Here is a 16,795-nt window from a genome sequence, read left to right as displayed (position 1 = left end):
TATCCCCCATTAAAGCTTAATAAATCTTTTGACTGGGGCATAGAGGGCCTGGGCGATGACGGCATTAATCAAAGCCACCGGAATCACCACACCAATCAATGCTGCTTGCATAGCGGGCAGGGGGAGTTTTAGAGCAAAATGGAAGTTTAATACGACGTAGAGCCCACCGCTGATTAGCGTGCCAATTAGTGTGGCCAATATTGGTTTAAAACTATACTTTTTTAACTCCAGATTGGGTAGATATTTAACCATTAACAGGCAGGCCATGGCGCCCGCCGGCTCGGTAATTAAGTTTAACATTGGAATGGGTGATTTGGAGAAGATCATACTGACTGCACCGGCAACAAAGCCGATGCCGATGGCGCCGCCCAAATTAGGGCGCAGTAGAATAATGGCTAGGCAGTACATGGCAATGACAAAGTTAGGGGTAATACCTAAAATGTTGGGGGCAAACATTCTTAATACAGCACCAATGGCAATTAATACCGCCACCACCGCCACTGTTTTAGTGCGATTTGTCGGTACTGTGGTGATATTTTCTGTTTTCATTCTCATCTCTCCTCTACTCATCTTTTTTAATATGCAAAAAACCAGGCAACAAGATTGCCTGGCTAACTAACAAAATAGTTATACTCCGCTTACCCACACCTAGGCTCTTCTCGTCTCATCTCAACTCACCTCACCTCCGTATGTAGTTGTAAACTTGCTCTCACCTAAACTCAACTAACTTAACCAAGATTGTAGCAGACTAACTATGATTTGTCACGCTAATTTTTGCTTAATTACTAACATTTTGGGAAAAATATCTTGACACCCCCTGCTTGGGGGTTTATCATTTTAATATATCATTACTTTAACTAACTAAAGGAGGCGGCGTTTTGGTAGCAGCTGCTGATTTAATAACTTTTGCGTTACCCAAGGGCACTTTGTTTAAACCAACCATTAAATTGTTAGAGGCAGTGGGTTTAAATTGTGATGTGTTAAAACAGGATTCTCGTCAATTGCTATTTACCGTTGAGGAGCAGGGGGTGCGTTATATTATTTGTAGGCCCACAGATATTCCCACCTTTGTGGAATATGGGTCGGCTGATTTTGGCTTGGTGGGTAAAGATACCATTGTGGAACAACAAAAGGATGTTTATGAACTGCTGGATTTAAAGTACGGAGGTTGTCGCTTTGTGGTGGCGGTGCCGGAACGGCTGCAGGATATCAAGCTTGAACAATGGGGACACGCCAAAGTGGCCACTAAATTCCCCAGAATAGCTGAGGATTATTTCCGCAGCCAGGGCTTACAGATGGAAATTATTAAATTACATGGTAATATAGAATTAGCACCCATGGTGGGATTGAGTGAAATGATTGTGGATATTGTTTCCTCCGGTCGTACACTGAGGGAAAATAATCTAGTGCCCATTGCAGACATTATGCGGTCTACTTCTCGGTTGATTGCCAACCGAGTAAGTCACCAGTACAAAGCGAAACGGGTCAATAATTTACTGGAAAAATTTAGAGAAGTGATTGATGGAGGCTTGTTTGATGATTAAAGTATTAAAATCCGATGATTTGGCATTAAGCGGTTTGCTTTACCGCCGAGAGGTTGACAAAAAAGACATTGCCGGTCAGGTGGCAAAGATTATCGAGGCGGTCTGCAACGAGGGAGACGGTGCCCTAATCAGATTAACCAAAGAGTTCGATAAGGCAGACCTGACTAAAGACCAGTTAAAAGTAACAACTGCAGAAATTGAAGAGGCCTACCAATTGGTGGATGCTAAGGTTTTAGAATCCCTTAGATTGGCTCGGGATCGCATTAATGCCTTCCACCAAAAACAACGGTCTGATTCCTGGTTTGAGCCAGACGCCGAGGGCACAGTGATGGGACAGATGGTCCGCCCACTATATCGGGTAGGCAGCTATGTCCCAGGGGGAATTGCTTCTTATCCTTCATCGGTGTTGATGAACATTGTCCCCGCCAAAGTAGCTGGGGTAAAGGAAATTGTGATGGTTACACCCCCCGGCAAAGACGGAAAAGTGAACCCCTATACCTTAGTGGCTGCCGCTGAGGCCGGAGCCACTGAGATTTACAAGGTGGGTGGGGCTCAGGCGATAGCCGCATTGGCCTATGGCACCCAAACCATAAGGCCGGTGGATAAAATAACTGGACCCGGCAACATTTATGTGACAATCGCCAAACAATTAGTATATGGCAAAGTGGGCATCGACATGTTGGCCGGTCCCAGTGAAGTGCTGGTGATTGCCGACAGCAATGCTAATCCGGCCTATGCGGCAGCGGATATGTTGTCCCAAGCTGAACATGATCCGTTGGCAGCGTCGATATTGCTAACACCGGACCAGCAATTGGCCCAAAAGGTGCAACAAGAGCTGGAAAAACAACTTATTGATAGTCCTAGGAGAAACGTGGCCAAACGCTCACTGGGCGATTATGGTACAATAGTAATAACTAAGGATTTAGACGAAGCCTTTAATCTGGCCAATCGTTTTGCCCCAGAACATCTGGAACTGTTGGTGGATGATCCCTTCACCTGGGTAGGAAGAGTACAGAATGCCGGCTCAATCTTTATGGGACCATACGCCCCAGAACCGGTGGGAGATTACTTGGCTGGGCCGAACCATATTTTGCCCACTGGAGGTACCGCTAAGTTTTATTCCGGATTAAACGTAGACACATTCATCAAGAAATCCACAGTAATATCCTTTTCTAAAGCCACTTTAGCCCGTTTGGGAGAACATGTGGTCAGATTGGCGGAGGTTGAGGGCTTAGATGCCCATGCCAATGCTGTGCGATTAAGATTGAAAAACATTGAGAACGGAAATGATTAATAGTTAGGTAGAATTGGGGGAAAATACTATGTCTAGGGTTAAGTTTAATCCTGAGTTGCTAATGCGGGAAGATTTACGCACATTAAAACCCTATCAACCACATGATTATCCCGGTACCATTAAATTAGATGCTAACGAAAATCCGTACCCCTTTCCCCAAGAGGCATTGGCAGAAATCAGTGCCCAGCTGAAACAGTTGGCGTTCCCACGCTATCCCGATCCCATGGCGGAGGCGTTGCGCCAGGATATTGCCAGTTATGTTGGGGTACAGCCGGAGCAAGTATTGATGGGAAATGGCTCCGATGAGCTGATTTTTAATTTGGCGATGGCCTTTGGCAGTGGCGGTAAAGTGGTTATTGCCGGGCCAACCTTCTCGATGTATCGGATTCACAGTCGGATTGCCGGTGCCGAACCGGTGGAAGTGCCGAGGCAACAAGACTTTAGCATTAATCCCAATGTAATTGATATGGCAGTCAAAGCAACATCGGCTAGGCTGGTGATGTTGTGCAGTCCCAATAACCCCACTGGCAATGGCACATCATTACAAGTGCTCGAAGAGGTGCTGGCTAATACCAACGGGGTGGTGGTGGTTGACCAAGCTTATATAGAATTTGGCGGTGAAGATTGTGTACCGCTACTGGCCAAGTATCCCAATTTGGTAATTTTGCGCACCTTTTCTAAAGCCTTTGGTTTGGCAGGTTTAAGGATTGGTTACTTACTGGCTGATGAGACAGTGGTTAATGCTTTACTGCGCATTAAGCAACCCTATAACCTGAATAGTTTTTCCCAGGTTGCTGGCGGCGTAGCTTTAAAATACTTGCCCCATTTTAAAGATCAATGGCAAAAAATTATTGCTGATCGCGACCAAATGATCACATCATTATCCCAGTTGCCATCATTAAAGGTTTATCCCACCAATGCCAACTTTATGCTGGTGCACACCGACATGGATGCCAATGTGTTGCACCGTAAACTATTAGAAAAAAACATTCTAGTACGAAACCTAGGCCGGTCATTGCCTAACCATTTAAGAATAAGTGTCGGCACCACCGAAGAAAACGAACAATTATTGCAAGCAACGAAGGCAATAATCACCAATGGAGTGAACTAAATGAAGCGCATGGCGAAAATTGAAAGAACAACTTTAGAAACCAACATCTCTTTGGAGTTAAATATTGACGGTGACGGTTGCGGTAAAGTGTGTACAGAAATCGGCTTTTTTGATCACATGTTGAATCTATGGGCAAAACACGGTGGTTTTGACTTGGAGCTCTATGCCCAGGGAGACCTATGTGTGGATTCGCACCATACCGTGGAAGATGTGGGTATTTGCCTCGGCAACGCGGTACGCCAGAGCTTGGGCAACAAAGAAGGTATCGCCCGGTACGGACAGGCATTTGTACCGATGGATGAAGCATTGGCGCTGGCAGTGGTCGACTTTAGCGGCCGAGGCCATTTAGAAATGGACGTTAATCTACCGGCCCAAAAGGTGGGGGAGTTCGATACTGAATTGGTGGAAGAATTTCTGCGGGCGTTGGCGGTGAATGGCGGTATCACTCTACATATCAAATTATTCAGCGGTCGAAATACCCATCATATTATTGAAGCCATCTTCAAGGCCCTAGGCCGAGCCATGAGACAAGGGGTTACTATTGATGGCCAGGTTAAAGGTGTGCCTTCCACCAAGGGACTACTATAAGGGTTAGGGAGCGTTTTTTACAAATGATAGCAATTGTCGATTATGGTATGGGAAACCTGCGCAGTGTGCAAAAGGGCTTTGCAAAGGTGGGTTTTCAAGCGGACTTTGTGTCAGACCCCAACCAGTTGGAAAACTACCGTGGTGTAGTGTTACCTGGTGTTGGGGCCTTTGCTGATGCTATGGAAAATTTAAAGCAAATGGGTATGGTGGCACCATTACAAAGGTTAGCTGCATCGGGCAAGCCTCTGTTGGGTATTTGTTTGGGACAGCAATTATTATTTGAATCCGGCGAAGAGTGGGGCGAAACCGCGGGCTTAGGCATCTTTCCAGGCAAAGTTCGTCGCTTACCCCCCGGTTATAAAATCCCCCATATGGGTTGGAACCAAATTGAAATTAAACAGCAAAGTCCGTTGTTAATGGGGGTGGAAAACGGATCAGCCGTTTATTTTGTGCATTCTTACTATGTTGACCCAGCGGACAGCCAACTTGTTTTAACCACCACTGATTACGGAATATCTTTTGCCTCGATTGTTGGCAGCCAAAATGTTTTTGGCATTCAGTTTCACCCAGAAAAGAGTAGCCAGTTGGGCTTACAGATACTGGAGAATTTTGGAAAGTTGGTGGCGACATGTTAATATTTCCGGCGATTGATTTGCGTGATGGTAAATGTGTGCGGTTGGTGGAAGGGCGTTTAGATCAAGAAACGATATATTCTGATCAACCAATTGAAATGGCCTTACACTGGCAGAATGCAGGGGCCAAATATCTACATGTAGTGGATTTAGATGGCGCCTTTGCTGGAGCGCCAAAGAATTTGTCGGTGATTAAAGACATTGTGTCGGCATTGGATATTCCAGTTCAGGTTGGCGGCGGCATTAGAAACTTAGAAACCATTGAGCTGCTTTTGGCAGCAGGGGTAAGCCGAGTAATTTTAGGTACAGCAGCCATTAATCATCCAGAAATGATACAGACTGCGGTGAGGCAATACGGTGAAGAACAAATTGTGGTGGGCATTGATGCCCGGGATGGCAGGGTTGCTGTTCACGGTTGGGCAGTGGAGTCCAGGATGCCCGCATTGGATTTAGCTTATGATATGGTTGAAATTGGTGTAAGAAGAATTGTATTTACCGATATCAGCCGTGATGGCACCATGAAGGGGCCTAATTTAGAGGCCACCGGGGCAATGGCCCGGGCGACAAAACTCAAGGTAATTGCCTCCGGTGGGGTGTCAACGTTGGCTGATCTCAAGGAGATCAAGGCACTGGAGCCAGATGGTGTGGAAGGTGTCATTATGGGTAAAGCCCTTTATAGCGGTGCAGTGGATATTAAAGAAGCACTGACGCTAGCCGAAGGGTAGGGGGTGTAGCATTGTTATTAAAACGGATTATTCCCTGCCTGGATGTGACTGACGGCCGGGTGGTTAAGGGCACTAACTTTGTTAACTTGCGTGATGCCGGCGATCCGGTGGAATTGGCAGCCCTATATGATCGCGAAGGTGCTGATGAGCTGGTATTCTTGGACATTACTGCTACCAGTGACGGTCGAGCCACCATGTTGGATGTGGTACAACGCACTGCCGAACAAGTATTTATTCCCTTTACAGTGGGCGGTGGCATCCGCACAGTGGCCGATATGAGAGAGATGCTAAGGGCCGGAGCAGACAAAGTGGCTATCAACACCGCAGCCATCAAAAACCCCCAGGTGATTTATGAAGGGGCCAACAAATTTGGCAATCAATGCATTGTGGTGGCCATAGATGCCCGGCAAGTGGGTGCAAACAAATGGGAGATTTACACCCATGGCGGCCGTAAACCCACCGGTATCGATGCTATTGAATGGGCCCAGAAGGTAGAAGAATTAGGGGCGGGGGAGATATTGCTCACCAGTATGGATCGAGATGGCACCAAGGAAGGTTTTGATCTGGAATTGACCAAAGCCGTTGCCGCAGCAGTAAACATCCCAATCATTGCCTCCGGCGGTGTAGGAAATTTACAACATATTGCCGATGGCTTTACCAAAGGCATGGCCGATGCCGCCCTGGCTGCTTCGATCTTTCATTTTAGAGAATACTCCATTGCCGAGGCCAAAGAGTTTTTAGCTCAGCAGGGCATTGCGGTGAGAAAGTAACAAACACAAGGGGGCATTTTGGGTGCAATTTGACATTGATAAATTAAAGTACAACCATGTCGGCTTAATCCCGGCCATTGTGCAAGATATGACCACCAAAGAAGTTTTAATGATGGCTTGGATGAACCCAGAGGCGGTGGAAAAGACACTGGCAACTGGCGAAACCTGGTTTTACAGTCGCAGCAGGCAAAAAATGTGGCATAAGGGTGAAACCAGCGGTCATGTGCAAAGGGTAAAGTCAATTTATTACGACTGTGATCAAGATACGCTATTAATACTGGCCGAACAACAGGGCGGTGGAGCTTGCCATGAGGGGTACAAAAGCTGTTTTCACTACCAAGTTAATGCCGATCGCACCGTCACAGTGATGGACAAACAAGTTTTTAACCCGCAAAAGGTATATGGTCAACAGCGTGACCCGGCGGTGTCAGCGGAAATTATTAATCAGTTGTATAAACTCATTTTGGAACGGAAACAACAGCGCCCTGAGGGTTCCTATACCACTTACCTCTTTGACAAAGGGATAGATAAAATTTGCAAAAAAGTGGGTGAAGAATCGGCCGAAGTAATCATCGGTGCCAAAAACGGTAACAAAGAAGAAGTTACCTATGAAGTGGCGGATTTAATTTATCACCTGTTGGTTTTAATGGCAGAACAACAAGTAACTCCAAATGAGATTTTTGCTGAACTGGGCAAGCGAAGAAAATAATAAATTGGTTTACATAAAAGGGACTGGGGCAACAGACCCTTTTTTCTTTTGCTTATTAGACAATGGCGAATTTTGTTAACATTACGACTTATCCACAATGAGTTGACATAAATATTTTATTTTGTAATAATCATCACAAATGCACTAGATTATAAGGGGGGAAACTAGATGAATCCAGCTTCAGAAATAACTATTCTGCGCAGGAATGTTCTGACCAAAGTGGCCCAATGGTTATTAAACCATGAGGGTAATCAGCTGACTGAACAGGCAATTAAAGAACTAGTGGTGGAAATAATCCCCGCTGGGCCGGCTCGTTATCGTTGTTGCATTTTTAAAGAAAGAGCCATTGCTGAAGATCGCATCCGCATAGCCATGGGTGCAGGTTCTGATGAAGATTATTTGGTAACTGTTATCCCCGAGGCATGCAACGGTTGTTCGCTAAATAAATTTATTGTTACCGATGCTTGTCAAAATTGCGTTGCCCATCCCTGTCGCAACAGTTGCCCGAAGAAAGCAATATCAGTGGTGCAAACTCGGGCCTATATTGACAATAACAGTTGTGTGGAATGTGGCATCTGTGCCAAAAGCTGTCCTTACCACGCCATTGTGGAAATTTCTCGTCCCTGTGAAAGATCCTGTGCCATGGGCGCCATCACCTTTGATGAAGATCGCCGGGCAGTGATTAATGGAGAGAGTTGTGTTTCCTGTGGACTATGTGTTACCGTTTGCCCCTTCGGTGCCATTACCGATACATCAAAAATGAAACAGGTAATTGTGGCACTTAAAGACAAGGGACAACCTACAGTGGCAGTGGTGGCACCGGCCGTTGCCGGTCAGTTTGGACCTAAGGCTACTTTAGATCATATTAAATCTGCCCTGCTACAATTAGGTTTTGATGACGTTATTGAAGCAGCCAAAGGTGCAGATGTGGTGGCCCTATGGGAAGCGGAAGAGATTAAAGAACATCTTGATCAAAAGCTGATGACCAATTCTTGTTGTCCCGCCCACGCCAAAGCAATCAAGATAAAAATGCCTGAATTGGCCGATAAGGTATCCACAGCACTGTCACCAATGAGAGTAACTGGTCAACTAATTAAAGACCGCTACAACAATAACGTGACCACGGTATTTATCGGCCCCTGCATTGCCAAAAAGGCAGAAATTAGAATGGGTAACGAAATAGATTATGCCATCACCTTTGAAGAGTTGGCGGCAATTTTGTCAGCGGCGGAGATTGTCCCCGCCGACTGTGAACCAGTGGAAATGAGTGACGCCTCACCCTTTGGTCGTTTATTTGCCAGAACCGGCGGTGTTTGCGGTGCGGTGGCGCGGCATTTGACCGATGTACCTATGGAGGTAATTAGAGCCCAGGGCCTGAGGGAATGCTTAACCGCCTTGAAAAGTGGTGCTAAACAGGCCGCCGGTGATCAGTTTGTATTTGTGGAAGGCATGGGTTGCGAAGGCGGTTGTGTTGGTGGGCCTGGCTCGTTAATCAGACTAAATGTAGCCACCAGAGCGGTGGAAAAATATGCCGGTAAAATAGATAAGTAAATTTAGAGGGACTGTTGCAAAAAGCAGTGTGGGACAGGTTTTCATGCCTGCCCCTGCACCAAACCTATGTTACTTAGGGGGTTGCGTGGAAACCGCTCCCTACTACAGCAGGTTCTGCAACAGCCCCTTTTTTTTCCCAACCAGAATGGTTAGGTCAATAGTTATTTCTTTTAAATTCATTTCTAACGCCCTTTGCCATTGTGATTCCGTTGTTCCCCAGGATAAAGGAGTCATGTGAATCAAATGTTCTATGGTTGTGTTGTCTATCGGTACGCTGTACTGAACCCGTTGCATATCTACAAAACTTAAATTATTTTTAAATAGTTCTACTGTTTGATTATTGGTATAGGATGCTTTATCCGTTTTCTCATAAAAGATTTGTCTTAATTCCTGCAGATAGCTGCTATCGGGAACAACCTTGATGATTATGCCATCATCAGCAAGCATTCTTTGAAACTCGGTATAGTTAGCGGTAGATAAAATGTTCAGAATGAAATTGAACTGGTTGTCTTTAAACGGACATTTGTTAAGATCAGCAACACACCAAATGTTATTGGGATGTGCCTTGGCAGCAATGATAATGCCTTCTTTAGAAATGTCACAGCCCACTGCTAGTAAATCAATGGCAGTGGATTGCGATATTTTTTCTTTTATACGGGATAAATGAAAACCCTCGCCACAGCCAGCATCCAATATTTTAACTGAATCACCGTTAGCTTTTATTTCATTAAGTATCAGTTGGCTAATTTTTTCGATCAGTGGATCAAAAAAACCGATGTTGCAAATAACTCTTCTGGAATTAAACATTTGTTTATCGTACTTAGTTTTAATAGCATGGGTGAACAGATTTACATAGCCCTGTTTAGCTAAATCAAAACAATGCCGGTTAGTGCAAATTAAACTTTTTAAATCAACTAAGTGCATTTGATTAGAACAGAATGGACATTTAAAAATATTTTCATATTCTCCAATCAAACTGGCATTTTTAATAGTTCGCTTGCTTTCTGCCAAAGGAAAGCCTCCATTCAATTGCAGTGATGAATTATTATAGCATCTAGATAGGTTGTCTCCCTTATGCCTAAAAATATACCCATGGTAATTATATCATATTGATCAATCGACAACTTAATCTAACCGCCATTCTTTTCAACAACAATTTGTTTCTTTTATCTTTACGGCTACTTTTTCCTCATCTTTGCCAACTAACTCAGCAATCATTCTATCTAGTACAACTAATCTTTCTAAAACCTCTTCATAAGTGCGATATCCAATCCTGTTGGGAAAAAGTTTATTTTTATCAAGCTTTTGTCGTTCAGTTAATAATCCCTGTAAACATTCAATATCAGTTAAATTATGCGCTGGGTCTTTAGTGTCGATATTTGGGTTTTCATTTAGAAGAAGTGTTTTTATTACTTTACTGATATTAGGCACAATATCACTACTCAGCAATAACCTTTTAATATTTAGAAAGTTGTTTAGAAAGTCGGATAAAACTTTCATTTGGGCATCTAACTCCCATTCGTTATAAATTATAAACAAACGATTTTCAATTACATGTCCAATTTCAGTGTAGATAATCATATTTCATCACTTCTAGTGCATCTAATTTGGTTGCATATAAGATTTATTTGGAGAAATATTTTATGGTTAAACATATACATCAACGTTATTAAATATGATACTTAGCAAAGATTTTTCTATTAACTTATTAGCTATTTTTTCGACATGCCCAAGGCATATATATCAAGCAATTAATGACGCAGATGTTCTAGTCTTTGCATCTTCTATTTATATGTGGCAGATGTCTGCTTGATTGAAATTAGTGATTGATCGTCTTTATGCATATTTGAATGCTAATTGAAAAGGCTTATGAACTTGGGCGCAATTGGCTCTTAAATAAAATAAAGAAGGTCCCTTATTTAGGGGCCTTCTTTGAATACCTTAATTGGTTAATTAATTGTAATTCTTTATCAATATCTGCGCCGGGCGTGGTTAAAAAATCACCTATTATCGAAGCGTTTATGCCGCCTAAATAGCCTAATACCCTAAGTTCCCCCAAGGCATTTTTTACTCCGCCAGCAAATCGTAACGTTACATTAGGTAAAATTAATCTAAAAATGCAAATCGTCTTAATAATTTCTAGAGGTGATAAAAGCACTTGATTTTCTAACGGTGTACCGGAAATCGGATTAAGAATATTAATGGGCACTGATTCTACATTTAGTTCTTTTAATTGGTATGCTAGTTCTAATCGCTGTTCCATAGTTTCGCCTATAGATATAATGCCACCGCTACATACTCTTAACCCTACATTTTGAACGGCCTTGATGGTATTAACTCGTTGCTGATATGTATGGGTGGTGCAGATATTAGGAAAATAACTTTCTGCTGTTTCAAGGTTATGGTGATACGTTGTAACTCCTACATTTTTCAATTTAGTGGCTCTATATTCATCAAGCAAACCTAAAGAGGCACACAAATTTAAGGTTGTATTTTCCCGAAGTGTTTTGTATATGCTAATAATCTTTTCAAAGTCACTATTTGATAGTTCTTTGCCACTTGTCACTATGGCAAATCGATTAATACCTCTTTGTTCAACTTTTTTAGCATGTTGAAGTACCATTTCGCAATTCATTAACGGGTAATCTTTACAGCCCGTATTAAAATGAGCTGACTGTGCACAAAATTTACAATCTTCCGAGCAACGCCCAGATTTAGCATTAATGATTGAGCAGGTATCTATCTCACTGCCACAAAACCTTGCAGTTATCTGGCTTGTTAGAGATATTAAATCAGCCAAATTGCTTTCTTTAATCCTAGATAAATATAACGCTTCTTCATAACTTAATTTATTACCGGCACTAATTTTTTCGCTGATTAATTTTAACACAGATAGTTTCTCTCCTTATCGTCAACCTATTACCCGATCTTGGTTAACAATAACAAGACTTATTAGCTAAGTCAATAGGCAGCAGGGACAAGGGGACAGGTTTATTGTCCCAGTTGTAGATAGAGGGTGATTTATCCATATGCTGCGCTTTTCACTGCGTAGCACAAAAAATTACGGTACATTCATTGCTAGTGGTAATTGTTTTTTGTTATATTGGTTATAGAAATTTGAATGGGAATCCTCTGACTGTTCCAGGTTATCAAGATAATACAAAAAACATAAATAATTTTAAGTTGCGTTTAATGCGTTTGAAAAAATACCAATTGGTATGGCGATGTGATAGAGTAATAAAGAGCTAGATATGGCAAAAAAAGAAAGAGGGTTTAAGTTATGAGAGAAAAAGCAATGTCTGTATTAAAACAATACAATAAGAATGATGCTTTTATTCGGCACGGTATTGCAGTTGAAGCGGTAATGCGCTATTTTGCCACAGAGGCGGGAGAAGATGTAGACTATTGGGGCGCCGTTGGTCTTAAAGATAAGTTTTGCAGCCGGCGTGAATCGCGATGTGATTCTACAAGGATGTAAAAATCTTAATATGAAGCTTGACGATGTTATTAACAAATGCATACTGGGTATGCGTACAAATGCGGCTGAAATTGGATTATAAAAGAAAGAGAGATTAACGAATGGAGAATGAAATTATGAGTAACTTACCAAACTGCCCAAAATGTAATTCGGAATACACTTACGAGGATGGAAATCTTTTAATTTGTCCAGAATGTGCACATGAGTGGACTTTAGAATCAGAGACTGATAATGGTGCAGATAATAAGATTGTTAAAGATGCAAATGGAAATGTTTTAAATGATGGTGATACTGTAACGGTAATAAAAGATCTTAAAGTAAAAGGAAGTTCATCAGCAATAAAAATGGGTACAAGGGTAAAAAATATACGTCTGGTTGATGGGGACCATAATATTGATTGTAAAATTGATGGCTTTGGAGCAATGAAATTGAAATCTGAATTTGTTAAAAAACTATAGGCAAGACTAAAAGCGCTCGTTAAGGGCGCTTTTATGATATTCATAGCGCAATAGATACAATCATAATTTTCTGTTATTATACTTATAAGAACGGAAAGCAGGTGTGGTTTATGGATATAGGAGCGGAAAAAATCAAACTGATTAACGAGCACCTTATAGAAAAAATTGCACCGTATCTGATTGTACTATTTGGGTCAGCGGCGAGCGGTAGAATGCACTCCGGCAGCGATATTGATATTGCTTTTTTAAGCGATAAAGACCTAAGTGCCTATGAAGTTTTTATGATCGCTCAAGAACTGGCGGATATTTTAGATAGAGATGTGGATTTAGTAAATTTACAACAAGCATCAACTGTTTTTCAAGCCCAGGTGGTGGGCTCTGGCAAAATCATTTATTGCAGTGACGATAACAGAAGGATGCAATTTGAAATGCTGACCTTAAAAAAATATGCTCGGCTAAACGAAGAACGGCGCTGTATTATAGAACAAATAACAAGGCGAGGGTCAATTTATGAGTAAGGATGTCATTCTAAATAAAGTACAGGTTATAGAAAGATGTATAAAAAGGATAAATGAAGAATATGATGGCAACCCCGATAATTTAAATAACTACACCAAGCAGGATTCTATCATTTTAAACATCCAAAGAGCCTGTGAAGCATGTATAGATTTGGCGATGCATTTAGTGGCCCAAAATAAATTAGGTATTCCGCAAACCAGTGGCGATGCCTTTGATATTTTAAGTGAAAATGCCATCGTGGATAAACAACTGGCAAAGAACCTTAAAGCCATGGTTGGTTTTCGGAACATTGCTGTTCATGATTACCAGAAACTGAATCTAGCTATTGTCCAGAAAATAATTGAAGATCATCTGGTAGATTTTAAAAAATTTGCCACATTAATGCTAGGGCGGGTTAAAAAGGAGAAGAATTAAATGGAAAACCTTGGTAAATATAGAGCATACAGGGGAAATGTCATCTACAGTCAGGATAAAGATACTCTGATTTGTAAAGAGGATTCATATATACTGGTTGTTGATGGAATTGTAAAGGGAATTTATAACCAATTGCCAGATGGGTTTCCAAAGGAAAATATTATCGATTGGGGAAACAACCTTATCATTCCTGGTTTTTGTGATATGCATGTGCATGCACCTCAATATTTGCAACGAGGCATAGGAATGGATAGAGAACTTCTGGATTGGCTAAATACATATACCTACCCAAATGAATCAAAATTTAAGGATAAAGATTATGCCAGCAAGGTGTATGGTTATTTTGTAGATGAGCTACTACGCCAAGGAACTTTGCATGTTAATTGCTTTCCATCTATTCATTATGAAGCATCTGAAATTTTGTTCGATATACTTGAACAAAGGGGATTGTTTGCCTTTACAGGCAAGCTAAACATGGATCAGAATAGTCCTGATTATTATATCGAGGATACAGCAAAGTCTATTATCGAAACAGAAAGATTTGTCGAAAAGCATCAGAAAGGCGGAAATGTAAAGCCTGCAATCGTGCCCAGGTTTGCCATTACCTGCAGTGAGAAACTGTTGGCTGGATTGGGAAGCTTATCTCAAAAATATGGCCTTCCCGTTCATTCTCATATGTGTGAGGCCGTTAATGAGATGAGGGTTTGTAAGGAACTTTTTCCTAATTACAAAAATGAAGCAGAAATATTTTATAAAAACAATTTACTTGGCAAAACACCGACCATAATGGCACACTGCATTTTTATGGATGATGATGTTTTGGCATTGATGAAAAACCCAAACTGCATGGCCGTCCATTGTCCCGATGCAACGGCAAATATTAATGCCGGTGGCATAATGCCAGTTAAAAAACTTTTGGCAATGGGTATAAACTTGGCAATTGGCAGTGATATCGGTTCGGGTGCAAGTTTATCAATTGCCAGGGGAATAGCAAGCACTATTCAGCACTCAAAAATTCGTAATATGTTTGACCCCCAGTGGGAAGCTGTAAATCTCGCCGAAGCTTTTTATATGGCAACCCGTTCTGGCGGAAGATACTTTAATAACGTAGGGGCGTTTGATGACGGATATTGTTTCAATGCCTTGGTAATCGATGATAGCAATATGCTCGGGGAGGATATTACTCCTGTAGAACGCCTAGAGCGCTTTTGCTATGTGGGAGATGATAGAAATATATGTATGAGATATATTTTGGGTAAAGAAGTTGAGATTTAAAATTTAAGGAATAAAAGGTAACCGCCATAGATAAAATTGTTCAATACTGCTGTACAGAATTGTTCTTTAAATTAATTTAATTAATTAAAGAACAATTTTTGTATTTTTGAAACCAAATAAGTTTATGGACACTCTAATATATAGAGGATTATTCAAACACAGGGGACGGGTGCTCCCTTGTGTCTTACAGTATTACATTGTAAAGAGGATGGGTTCCATGAAATTTTGGTTTAATTTTAACAATAGCTGGCCTGCTAGTAATTAAACGGATTCAAAGGAGGTAGGCATGTATTTAGAAGAGTTTGTAAAGACAATAAAAAATGGTGGTGTCTCAAATTTTAAACTATATTAGATCATACTTTAAACCTATACTTAAACATGAGGGTGACCTAGTCATTTTGATGATACGTGGAATTAAAGTAGTGGCTCGGTCAGAGGAAGAATTATGCTGCAGAGTAAACGTATTAATAAGCAATTTTAGAAAACAGCTTACGGAAGATTTCAACACCGCAACAAAGATGAACGTCAGAGGTAGTATGCAATGGAATATAGGTACTGTTGCAATGAATAACACCCGAAAGAATTTGGAGACTTTTGAACGTTATTACTACAGTTGTTGTGGCTAAATCTAGTATCTAAACCCTGTTATTTAACGGTAGATGGTAAATGCAAATTTGTATATACTTACTATATTTTTAATCTTTACATTTATAGGAACTATTATTTTCAATAAACTTAATATTCCAGAGAGAAAATTTGCTTATAAGCATGTCAACAGGTTTCATATGTGTCAGAAATAGTAATGACTATAGCATCGTTAGTACTATTTAGTTACCACTATAATATAATCTGTAAGAAATTTAGCGTCTATCTACTTCCATCGCTGTTGGATTAAGAATGCTAATTATTCAAGACGATGAAGCTGACGCCAACACCCGACTAACTTATTTTGATATAACAGATCGGCCGCCAACAAATGTTGCCTGGGCTCGGTTACAATTTAGTAAGGCTGCGGGAAGTGAAAATGCCACTTTGGAAATCGATCAGGTTATTTTAACGCCAGTGGCCAGCACCAATTTATTACAAAATCCCAGTTTTGAGCTAGGCTTCACTGGCTGGAACGCTCCACTTAACTTTGCCCCCAATTTTGGCAACAGCTTTGCAGGAATGGCAGAAGCCCTTACCGAAGGTGAGGGTATATTATCCCAAGACGTAAGGATTGATAACTTACCGGATAATTCTTCTTTTCTGTTCAGCTTTGCTGCTAATTCTAATGAAGCGCCAGTGCTATCTGCCGTTGTTGCGTGGTTGGATGCTGCAGATAATGTAATTGGTGTGCCCAGTGAGGGTGGTGTGCTATTTCAGGACATTAGCCTTAAAGAGGCTGAGGGTCATTGCTACCTGTTTAACTTTGGCTTTAGGAGTAATGAAGCCCAGATATGTAATACACTGGCAGAGGTGCGCTGGCTGGATGCCAGAGGCATCGAAATAGGGTTAGGTCTTAGCATTGTTATTCCCAAAGGTGCAGCAGGACAATTTTTACAATGGTTGGTTTATACCGGCATTACCGAACCGGCGCCACCGGGCACCGCAAAGGCTCGGGTTCAGTTCACAAAGGCTGCTGGAATTCTCAGTGGATAATTCACAGACATAGATAAAGTGGTACTGGGTCGCCTGGTTTAGCATAAAATAATCAAACATTAAAATATTAACCCAAGGCCTATGCC

The 16,795-nt window shown here is 41.5% G+C and carries 18 protein-coding genes and 1 pseudogene; 15 read left to right on the top strand and 4 right to left on the bottom strand.

Features of this window, described 5'->3' with window-relative positions; genetic code table 11:
* Nucleotides 1-9 precede the first annotated feature (9 nt).
* Complete coding sequence (locus V6C27_06915; protein MEG6616158.1) at nucleotides 10-549, bottom strand: tryptophan transporter; 540 nt, start codon at nucleotides 547-549, stop codon at nucleotides 10-12.
* 329 nt (nucleotides 550-878) lie between these two features.
* On the opposite strand from V6C27_06915, the gene hisG reads away from it, so the two are divergent.
* The 9 genes from hisG to V6C27_06870 all read left to right on the top strand — a co-directional run bounded on the left by hisG (nucleotide 879) and on the right by V6C27_06870 (nucleotide 8,924).
* On the top strand, nucleotides 879-1,544 hold the full coding sequence (gene hisG, locus V6C27_06910; GenBank protein ID MEG6616157.1) for an ATP phosphoribosyltransferase: 666 nt from the start codon (nucleotides 879-881) through the stop codon (nucleotides 1,542-1,544).
* The gene (gene hisD / locus V6C27_06905) at nucleotides 1,537-2,838 is read left to right on the top strand and encodes a histidinol dehydrogenase (protein ID MEG6616156.1); all 1,302 of its coding nucleotides are present in this window, start codon (nucleotides 1,537-1,539) and stop codon (nucleotides 2,836-2,838) included. The genes hisG and hisD overlap by 8 nt, the downstream gene beginning before the upstream one ends.
* 28 nt (nucleotides 2,839-2,866) lie before the next feature.
* On the top strand, nucleotides 2,867-3,949 hold the full coding sequence (gene hisC / locus V6C27_06900) for a histidinol-phosphate transaminase (protein ID MEG6616155.1): 1,083 nt from the start codon (nucleotides 2,867-2,869) through the stop codon (nucleotides 3,947-3,949).
* On the top strand, nucleotides 3,950-4,537 hold the full coding sequence (gene hisB / locus V6C27_06895) for an imidazoleglycerol-phosphate dehydratase HisB (protein ID MEG6616154.1): 588 nt from the start codon (nucleotides 3,950-3,952) through the stop codon (nucleotides 4,535-4,537).
* Between the two features lie 23 nt (nucleotides 4,538-4,560).
* Nucleotides 4,561-5,172, top strand: coding sequence for an imidazole glycerol phosphate synthase subunit HisH (gene hisH / locus V6C27_06890; GenBank protein ID MEG6616153.1), 612 nt, complete (start codon nucleotides 4,561-4,563; stop codon nucleotides 5,170-5,172).
* A complete protein-coding gene (gene hisA / locus V6C27_06885) occupies nucleotides 5,166-5,894 on the top strand; it encodes a 1-(5-phosphoribosyl)-5-[(5-phosphoribosylamino)methylideneamino]imidazole-4-carboxamide isomerase (GenBank protein MEG6616152.1) in 729 nt (242 codons plus the stop codon). Before hisH ends, hisA begins: the two co-directional genes overlap by 7 nt.
* An 11-nt stretch (nucleotides 5,895-5,905) precedes the next feature.
* On the top strand, nucleotides 5,906-6,664 hold the full coding sequence (hisF, locus tag V6C27_06880) for an imidazole glycerol phosphate synthase subunit HisF (GenBank protein ID MEG6616151.1): 759 nt from the start codon (nucleotides 5,906-5,908) through the stop codon (nucleotides 6,662-6,664).
* Between the two features lie 22 nt (nucleotides 6,665-6,686).
* Nucleotides 6,687-7,373 (top strand): bifunctional phosphoribosyl-AMP cyclohydrolase/phosphoribosyl-ATP diphosphatase HisIE, encoded by a 687-nt coding sequence (gene hisIE / locus V6C27_06875; GenBank protein MEG6616150.1) that lies wholly within the window; start codon nucleotides 6,687-6,689, stop codon nucleotides 7,371-7,373.
* Nucleotides 7,374-7,541: 168 nt separating this feature from the next.
* Nucleotides 7,542-8,924 carry a monomeric [FeFe] hydrogenase gene (locus tag V6C27_06870; GenBank protein MEG6616149.1) on the top strand — a complete coding sequence of 461 codons (1,383 nt, stop codon included), beginning with the start codon at nucleotides 7,542-7,544 and terminating at the stop codon, nucleotides 8,922-8,924.
* 102 nt (nucleotides 8,925-9,026) lie between these two features.
* On the opposite strand, the gene V6C27_06865 is transcribed toward V6C27_06870, so the two are convergent.
* The 3 genes from V6C27_06865 to bioB form a co-directional block, all read right to left on the bottom strand.
* Nucleotides 9,027-9,935, bottom strand: a complete 909-nt coding sequence (locus V6C27_06865; GenBank protein ID MEG6616148.1) for a methyltransferase domain-containing protein — start codon at nucleotides 9,933-9,935, stop codon at nucleotides 9,027-9,029.
* Between the two features lie 135 nt (nucleotides 9,936-10,070).
* Nucleotides 10,071-10,505, bottom strand: a complete 435-nt coding sequence (locus tag V6C27_06860; GenBank protein MEG6616147.1) for a hypothetical protein — start codon at nucleotides 10,503-10,505, stop codon at nucleotides 10,071-10,073.
* Nucleotides 10,506-10,839: 334 nt separating this feature from the next.
* Nucleotides 10,840-11,814, bottom strand: coding sequence for a biotin synthase BioB (gene bioB, locus V6C27_06855; GenBank protein ID MEG6616146.1), 975 nt, complete (start codon nucleotides 11,812-11,814; stop codon nucleotides 10,840-10,842).
* Nucleotides 11,815-12,204: 390 nt separating this feature from the next.
* On the opposite strand from bioB, the pseudogene V6C27_06850 reads away from it, so the two are divergent.
* The 6 genes and pseudogenes from V6C27_06850 to V6C27_06825 all read left to right on the top strand — a co-directional run bounded on the left by V6C27_06850 (nucleotide 12,205) and on the right by V6C27_06825 (nucleotide 16,709).
* Nucleotides 12,205-12,484 (top strand): annotated as a pseudogene (locus V6C27_06850) (hypothetical protein).
* A 34-nt stretch (nucleotides 12,485-12,518) separates the two neighbouring features.
* A complete protein-coding gene (locus V6C27_06845) occupies nucleotides 12,519-12,860 on the top strand; it encodes a zinc ribbon domain-containing protein YjdM (GenBank protein ID MEG6616145.1) in 342 nt (113 codons plus the stop codon).
* Between the two features lie 110 nt (nucleotides 12,861-12,970).
* Nucleotides 12,971-13,378: a nucleotidyltransferase domain-containing protein gene (locus V6C27_06840; protein MEG6616144.1), complete on the top strand. Its 408-nt coding sequence runs from the start codon at nucleotides 12,971-12,973 to the stop codon at nucleotides 13,376-13,378.
* On the top strand, nucleotides 13,371-13,793 hold the full coding sequence (locus V6C27_06835) for a DUF86 domain-containing protein (protein ID MEG6616143.1): 423 nt from the start codon (nucleotides 13,371-13,373) through the stop codon (nucleotides 13,791-13,793). The genes V6C27_06840 and V6C27_06835 overlap by 8 nt, the downstream gene beginning before the upstream one ends.
* On the top strand, nucleotides 13,794-15,068 hold the full coding sequence (locus V6C27_06830; protein ID MEG6616142.1) for an amidohydrolase family protein: 1,275 nt from the start codon (nucleotides 13,794-13,796) through the stop codon (nucleotides 15,066-15,068).
* Nucleotides 15,069-15,965: 897 nt separating this feature from the next.
* On the top strand, nucleotides 15,966-16,709 hold the full coding sequence (locus tag V6C27_06825; protein ID MEG6616141.1) for a hypothetical protein: 744 nt from the start codon (nucleotides 15,966-15,968) through the stop codon (nucleotides 16,707-16,709).
* Nucleotides 16,710-16,795: the final 86 nt, after the last annotated feature.

The organism is Peptococcaceae bacterium 1198_IL3148 (assembly GCA_036763105.1).
Classification (GTDB): domain Bacteria; phylum Bacillota; class Desulfotomaculia; order Desulfotomaculales; family Desulfohalotomaculaceae; genus JBAIYS01.
Note: the sequence above shows the minus strand (reverse complement) of the source record. Positions and strands in the feature narration are given on the sequence as shown.